The following is a 7,501-nucleotide window of genomic DNA, read 5'->3' as shown; positions in this document are numbered from 1 at the left end:
TCGGTCACGCCGCGCCCGATTTCTTCGTCCGGGGTAAAGGCGATGCGAATCGGGCCATGCGCGACGTCCTTATTTTCCAGCAAATGCCGCGCCATAGTCATCAGGATCGACACGCCCGCCTTGTCATCGGCCCCTAGCAGCGTGGTGCCCGACGCGGTGATCAGGTCATGGCCGACCCGCTCGGCCAGATAGGGGTGTTCTTCGGGTGACAGTACCAGATCGGGGTCGTCGGGAAAGGTGATGTCGCCGCCGTTATAGCCCTTGATCACGCGCGGTTTGACGCCGGTTGCGTTGAATTGCGGGGCGGTGTCCACATGGGCCAGAAAGCCGATCGTGGGGCCGGGGGCGGTGCCGGGGATGGTGGCCACGACAACACTGTCGCCGGTCAGCTCCACATCCTGCGCGCCAATCTCGGTCAGTTCCTGCCGCAGCAGGTTCAGCATGTCGAACTGGATTTCGGTGCTGGGGGTCGTTGGCGATGTCTCATCGCTTTGGCTGTCGATGGCTGCGTAACGGACCAGCCGGTCTTCAAGTTCCTGATCAAATCTGTTCTGCATAATACCTCACCTCATTTGCAGGGAAGAAAGAGCGCAAACAGAAACGGAGTCAAGCCGATGGCCTGACTCCGCTTAATTTATCAAATACAGGGCTTAGCCGCCCAGCTTTTTGGCAACCAGCTCGTTAACGGCCTTGGGGTTGGCCTTGCCGCCGGTGGCTTTCATCACTTGCCCCACGAACCAGCCCGCCAGTTTCGGGTTCACCTTGGCCTTTTCGACCTGCGCGGGGTTGGCGGCGATGATCTCATCCAGTGCGGATTCAATCGCGCCGGTGTCGGTGACCTGCTTCATGCCGCGATCTTCGACGATCTGCGCCGGGTCGCCGCCTTCGGTATAGACGATTTCGAACAGGTCCTTGGCGATCTTGCCCGAGATCGCGTCTGAGGCGATCAGGTCGATGATCCCGCCCAACTGCGCGGGCGAAACCGGCGAGTCGGTGATGTCGTGGTCTTCTTTCTTCAACCGGCCAAACAGCTCGTTGATCACCCAGTTTGCGGCCAGCTTGCCGTTGCGACCCTTGGCGACTTCTTCGAAATAGGCGGCGCTTTCGACCTCGGCCGTCAGCACCGAGGCGTCATAGTCGGTCAGGCCGAATTCGCTGATGAAGCGCGCCTTCTTGTCGTCGGGCAGTTCCGGCAGTTTAGCGGCGATGTCATCGACCCACGCCTGTTCGATCTCCAGCGGCAGCAGATCGGGGTCCGGGAAATAGCGATAGTCATGCGCTTCTTCTTTGGACCGCATCGAGCGTGTCTCGCCCTTGTCCGGATCGTACAGACGGGTTTCCTGATCGACCCCTCCACCACCTTCGACGATAGCAATCTGACGGCGGGCTTCGACCTCGATGGCTTGTTGGATGAACCGCATCGAGTTCATGTTCTTGATCTCGCAGCGTGTGCCGAGATGTGAGAAATCCTGCGTCGCCTGATACTTCTCATAAGCGCCCGGCAAACAGATGGACACGTTCACGTCCGCTCGCAGGTTGCCGTTCTGCATGTTGCCGTCGCAGGTGCCCAGATACCGCAGGATCTGGCGCAGCTTGGCGATATAGGCGGCGGCCTCTTCAGGGCCACGAATGTCGGGGCGCGAGACAATCTCCATCAGGCAGACGCCGGTCCGGTTCAGGTCGACAAAGGACATATGCGGGTCCATGTCGTGGATCGATTTGCCTGCGTCCTGCTCCATGTGGATACGCTCAATCCGAACCATGCGCGCGGTGCCGTCGCCCATTTCCACCAGCACTTCACCTTCGCCCACGATGGGGTGGTACAGCTGGGAAATCTGATAACCCTGCGGCAGGTCGGGGTAGAAATAGTTCTTGCGGTCAAAGGCCGATTTCAGGTTGATATCCGCCTTCAGGCCCAGCCCGGTGCGCACCGCCTGTTCCACGCAATATTCGTTGATCACCGGCAGCATGCCCGGCATCGCCGCGTCCACGAAGGCCACGTTTGAATTTGGCTCGGCCCCGAATTGAGTCGATGCGCCCGAGAACAGTTTCGCATTGGATGAGACCTGCGCATGCACCTCCATCCCGATCACCAGTTCCCAATCGTGCTTGGCCCCGGCGATGGTTTTCGGTTTGGGCATTTCGTAGGTCAGGTCGAGCATGGCGCGCCTCTTATCCGCAGAAGTCTAAGCCTGCGTATTAGGCCCGCCTGCCCCAAGGGGCAAGGGGGAATGTCGGCGCCAAGGCTGGGTCAGTTTCTGGAAAACTGCAGGCCCGAGGGCGTGAAGGTCACGCTTTTGCCGCTGTGCAGCTCATCCCGGAACAGATCGGCAATCGCCCGAAGCGCGTCGCGATGTCCGCGTGCCGCGAACCGCTCGGCTGAGGGGATACGGACCGAGTTGTTGAACCCGTCCGCCGCATGGGCCCAGATCAGCGGATGAAGCTCGGTCAGGTGGTCGCGGATCAGCCAGTCGGCGGCGGCGCAAATCTGCGCACGGGCCTGATCGGCTTGTTCGTTCTGGCCTGCGCCCTGCTGCAGGGTGATCGCGCAATAGGCGGCCAGCAGGTTGATCATCTGTTGATCCGGGCGGCGTTTAACAATGTCGTGCAGACCTTCGATGAAATAATCCACATCGACGCGCGCGCAGGCTTCGTCATCCAGCGCGATGGCGTCGAACTGGACCCAGGTATAACCACCCGCGCCCCAGACATCATGGGTGCGCGCGGCGGTGCGCAGGGCCTGAAGCTCCAGCTCTGCATAGCTGCCGAACCAGCGCGGCAGCAGATGGCTGCCCATGGCGCGCATGTGACGGTGGTTATGCGGGTCCAGACCAATCAGCCGTTCATATTTGTCGGCCACGCGGGTCTGCGCACGGCTTTGACCGGCCAGCAACGCACATTCAACGGCAGCGACCAGAGGACTGTCCGGCGCGGCGGCCCGGCATTTGGGCAGCAGGGCCGCGGCGCGGTCGAAATGCGCGGCACAGCGCGACCAGTGCTGCGGATGCGATGTGCCCTCGCGCGTGGTGCCGCGCCAGGCCCAGGCCAGATCGATATGCGCCAGCGCCACCACAAGGCCGATCATCGGATCGTCGGGATGATCCTGCAATTCGGTCTCAAGCTCGGAAATCCCGCAGAGCAGATCGTAATCGTCAAAGGCCACGCCCTCGGACAGGGCATGTTCCACCGCCAGCACCACATCGGAACGCGCGCCATAGGCCAGCAATTCGGCTATGGGCTGTCCGCAGGGGGCGGTTTTGCGCGTCTGATCGGCAGCCAGCATCTCTTGCGACAATTGGGTCCATAGGTCCTGACGGGCCAGATGGCGGCCCCGCGCGATCATCTGATGGCCGACCTTTTCATCCGAGCCGGGCTCGGCAACCGGGATATTCAGTTGCCCGGTATCGTAGAGGGGCTGCACCTCGACAGAGGTCTGCGCCATAGGCGTTGCGGGAGGGGTAGAGCCGGATATGCGGGCAGACAGTGCCCTTAGGGACCGAAACATGGCGAAACTCGAATTTGAAACACAGATTTAACGAGTCAAGCTTGCTCAGAAATTAGCGAAAATTCAAGAAATCGTCGATTTTTCCAGTTTTTTGGCAACAAACCGTGTCTTTGATGGCAAACCGTTTCAGAAAACCCGGAAATGGTGGCGTTCAACCTTGCATCCCGCCTGCTGCAACAGCTCTTCAAAAGCGCGGTGCGGGGGCAGCGACTCGTCCGGCAATCGGACCCGTTTGCCGGTCTGTAATATGGCCGAGACGCGGACCGAGAAATCCCAGCGGGTGTCGAACCGAAAACGGTCGATCTCGGACAGGGGCAGTTCTGCTTTCCGCCCGCCAGTGTGCCAGCGCAGGGTGTCCGGCGTCAGCTCCATCCCGGCGTTGGTGTCGCGGGTGATATCTAGTACCGCAGGCAGGGTGGGCAGCGCCAGCAAGGCCATCAACCACCAGGCGGCGTTGAACAGGATCACCATGCCGATCAGCACCGCATAGACGCAGATCAGGATCACCACCGTGCGCGGGGTGCGGTTCTGACGCTCGAACGTGAACGGGGTCGCGTCGGTCATGCGTTCAGGATGCGCGAGACCATCTCGGTCGTGTCGCGCGACAGGTCAGCGGTGTCCGCGATGCGGGTCAACTGCGTGCGCATCAGCGCCTGACGGTCGGCGTCATAGCGTTTCCATGTCTGAAAGGCGGAGCACATGCGCGCTGTGGTTTGCGGGTTCACCGGGTCCAGTCGGATCAGCCAGTCGGCCAGCAGCGCATAGCCCGCGCCATCCTGCCGGTGAAAGCCCGCGTGGTTCATCGCCAGCGAGCCCATCAGGGCGCGGAACCGGTTGGGGTTCTTCCAGTTGAAATCGGCGTGTTCGGTCAGTCGGCCCGCGACATCAGCGGCAGCCTCAGGCGCGGCCATCGAGACTTGCAGGGCGAACCATTTATCCACCACCAGCCGGTCATGCTGCCATTGGTCATAGAAGGCGGCCAACTCGGCCTCACCCTTGCGGGCGCGCAGCAGGCAGGACAGGGCGGTCAGTTGCAGCGTCATGTTGTCGGCTGCGGCGTAGCTCTCTGCCGCCTTCGCGCCACCATCCAGACGCGAGGTCAGCGCCAGCGCTGCACTGCCCAAGGCGCGCTTGCCGGATTGCTCGGCATCGGGGCTATAGGGGGCATCGACCACGGTTTCGGCATGCAGGCGGGGCAGCAGGTCCTGCACGTGCTGCGCGGTGGCCTGCCGCAGGGTTTCGACCGCGGTCCAGATCGCCATCGGGTCAGGAACCTCGCCCTGCTGGTGCAGTGCGGCAGCCAGTTCCGATTGCGAGGGCAGGCCCAGCATCAGCGCGCGATAGGCCGGGTCCAGACTGCCATCGCGCAGCACCGCCAGCAGTCCGTCCAGATAATCGGCATTCGGGGCGGTGTCGCGCAGGATCATGCCCATCAGCGCGTTCTGCGCCAGCGACCGACCGGCCTGCCAGCGGTTGAACGGATCGGTGTCATGGGCCAGCAAGAAAGCGCGTTCGGCGTTGGTCTGGTCCTGCTCCAGAATGACGGGTGCCGAGAATTCACGCAGGACCGACGCCGTGGGTTTCGCGGTCAGCCCGGTGAAAGTGAAACTCTGTTGTGCCTCGGTCAGTTCCAGAACCTCGGTGGCGCGGACCTCATCGCCATTCGGGCCCAGCAGCCCCACGGCCACCGGGATCACCTGAGGCAGCTTTTCGTCCTGCCCCGGCGTCGGATCGGTGCGCTGGCTCAGCGTCAGCGTATAGGTGCCATCCGCCCAGTCTTCACCGATGGTCACGCGGGGGGTGCCGGATTGGCTGTACCAGCGCTTGAATTGGCTCAGGTCGCGGCCCGTCGTGTCCTCGAACACCTGCAACCAGTCTTCGATGGTGCAGGCCTGCCCGTCATGGCGGTCGAAATACAGGTCCAGCGCCTTGGCATAAGCCTCATCCCCGACCAGCCGTTTCAGCATCCCGATCAGCTCGGCACCTTTTTCATAGACGGTCGCGGTGTAGAAGTTGTTGATTTCCTGAAAACTCTCGGGCCGCACAGGATGAGAGAGAGGCCCGTTATCCTCGGGGAATTGCCGCGCGCGCAGGTCGATGGCGTCGTGGATACGCTTCACCGGGGCCGAGCGCATGTCCGAGGTGAACTGCGCATCGCGGAACACGGTCAGCCCTTCCTTGAGGCACAGCTGAAACCAGTCGCGACAGGTGATGCGGTTGCCGGTCCAGTTGTGGAAATACTCATGCGCGATGATCGCCTCGATCCGTTCGAAATTGGCATCGGTCGAGGTTTCCGGGCTGGCCAGCACGGCGGAGGAGTTGAAGATGTTCAGCCCCTTGTTCTCCATCGCGCCCATGTTGAAATCATCGACGGCGACGATGTTGAACACGTCCAGATCGTATTCGCGGCCATAGACATCCTCATCCCATTTCATCGACTTCTTCAGGGCTTCCATACCAAAGGCGCATTTACCTTCATCGCCGGGACGGACCCACAGGTTCAGTTCCACATCACGGCCCGAGCGGGTGGTGAACCGGCCGGGATGGGCGATCAGGTCGCCTGCGACCAGTGCGAACAGATAGGCGGGTTTGGGCCACGGGTCGGTCCATTCGGCCCAGCCGTCGCCTTTGCCGGATGGGTTGCCGTTCGACAGCAGCACCGGCAGATCGCCATTGATGCGCACGGTGAAGGTGGACATCACGTCGGGGCGGTCGGGGTAATAGGTGATCTTGCGGAAGCCTTCGGCCTCGCACTGAGTGCAGTACATGCCGTTCGACATATAAAGCCCCTCAAGCGCGGTGTTGTTGCCCGGGTCGATCTCGACCACCGCTTCCCAGATGAATGGCGCGTCGGGGGCGACGACGGTCAGGCCCTTGTCGGTGATCTCGGGTGAGACATCGACCCCGTCGATGGCGGCACGGATCAGGGTCAGGTCTTCACCATGCAGGAAGAAGGTGCGGTCGGTGGTCTCGGGATTGGGCCGGAATGCGATGCGTGAGGTGACGCGGGTGGCGTGATCGGCCAGATCGAAGGTCAGGTGCACGCTGTCTGCCACATAGCCGAAGGGCGTGTAGTCTTTCAGATAGATCGTGGTGGGGGCAGCATCGCGCATCGGGGGCCTCGCATCGGTTCGTGTCTGGCGCGACGTTATGGGTTGTGGCGTTGGGCTGCAAGTCGGGTGCCGTTCGCGCCTTTCGCATTTTGGTCAGATTTTTTTACCGAAATGCGCGCAGGAAAGTTGCCTATCGGAAACTTTCGTTCTAATTGGGGTCAGCATGCAATGGCACACATAGGCGAGAGGGGAAGGACATGAGCAGCAGAGAGATCCGAGACGGGCTGCAGGTCGATCAGGTTCTGGTCGATTTCATCGAAGGGCAGGCGCTGCCCGGAACGGGTGTTGCGGCGGAGATCTTCTGGGCGGGGCTGGCACGTATGGTGGCTGAGCTGGGTCCTGAAAACCGCGCGTTGCTGGCCGCGCGTGCGGATATCCAAAGCCGCATTGATGGCTGGCATCTGGCCCGCAAGGGGCAGGATGTCGACGCCAAAGCCTATCAGGATTTCCTGCGCGAGATCGGTTATCTGGTCGAAGAGGGTGAGGATTTCCAGATCGACACCGCCAATGTCGATCCCGAGATTGCCGCCATCCCCGGCCCGCAGCTGGTGGTGCCGATCACAAATGCGCGCTTTGCTCTGAACGCGGCCAACGCGCGCTGGGGCAGTCTGTATGACGCGCTTTACGGCACTGATGCGATGGGCGATTTGCCTGCGGGTAAGGGATATGATGCCGAACGCGGCGGGCGAGTCATCGCCTGGGCCAAGGCGTTTCTGGATGAGGTCGCGCCGCTGGCAAGCGGATCATGGGCGGATGTCGCCGGTCTGAGCATTCAGGGCGATGCGCTGACCCCGGCGCTGGCCAACCCAAGTGCCTTTGTGGGTTATGGCGGTTCCGCCGACAACCCGGATTTCGTGCTGCTGGAGAATAACGGCCTGCATAT

Annotated in this window: 4 protein-coding genes and 2 pseudogenes; 1 reads left to right on the top strand and 5 read right to left on the bottom strand. The window is 61.8% G+C overall.

From position 1 onward, the window contains the following. From MPJ51_RS00480 to pepN, 5 genes and pseudogenes are all read right to left on the bottom strand, one after another. Window positions 1–557: pseudogene (locus MPJ51_RS00480) on the bottom strand (peptidase T); the annotation flags it as partial. Between the two features lie 93 nt (window positions 558–650). Beyond that, window positions 651–2,162 carry an Asp-tRNA(Asn)/Glu-tRNA(Gln) amidotransferase subunit GatB gene (gene gatB, locus MPJ51_RS00475; RefSeq protein ID WP_298381028.1) on the bottom strand — a complete coding sequence of 504 codons (1,512 nt, stop codon included), beginning with the start codon at window positions 2,160–2,162 and terminating at the stop codon, window positions 651–653. Window positions 2,163–2,251: 89 nt separating this feature from the next. Further along, window positions 2,252–3,442 (bottom strand): hypothetical protein, encoded by a 1,191-nt coding sequence (locus MPJ51_RS00470; RefSeq protein ID WP_298381027.1) that lies wholly within the window; start codon window positions 3,440–3,442, stop codon window positions 2,252–2,254. Window positions 3,443–3,631: 189 nt separating this feature from the next. After that, on the bottom strand, window positions 3,632–4,069 hold the full coding sequence (locus MPJ51_RS00465; protein WP_298381026.1) for a hypothetical protein: 438 nt from the start codon (window positions 4,067–4,069) through the stop codon (window positions 3,632–3,634). After that, on the bottom strand, window positions 4,066–6,618 hold the full coding sequence (pepN, locus tag MPJ51_RS00460) for an aminopeptidase N (protein ID WP_298381025.1): 2,553 nt from the start codon (window positions 6,616–6,618) through the stop codon (window positions 4,066–4,068). Before pepN ends, MPJ51_RS00465 begins: the two co-directional genes overlap by 4 nt. Window positions 6,619–6,815: 197 nt before the next feature. Here pepN and MPJ51_RS00455 point away from each other — a divergent pair. Next, a pseudogene (locus MPJ51_RS00455) lies at window positions 6,816–7,501 on the top strand (malate synthase G); the annotation flags it as partial.

The organism is Ruegeria sp. (assembly GCF_028066395.1).
Lineage (GTDB): Bacteria > Pseudomonadota > Alphaproteobacteria > Rhodobacterales > Rhodobacteraceae > Ruegeria.
This window is presented reverse-complemented; position numbering and strand designations above follow the sequence as displayed.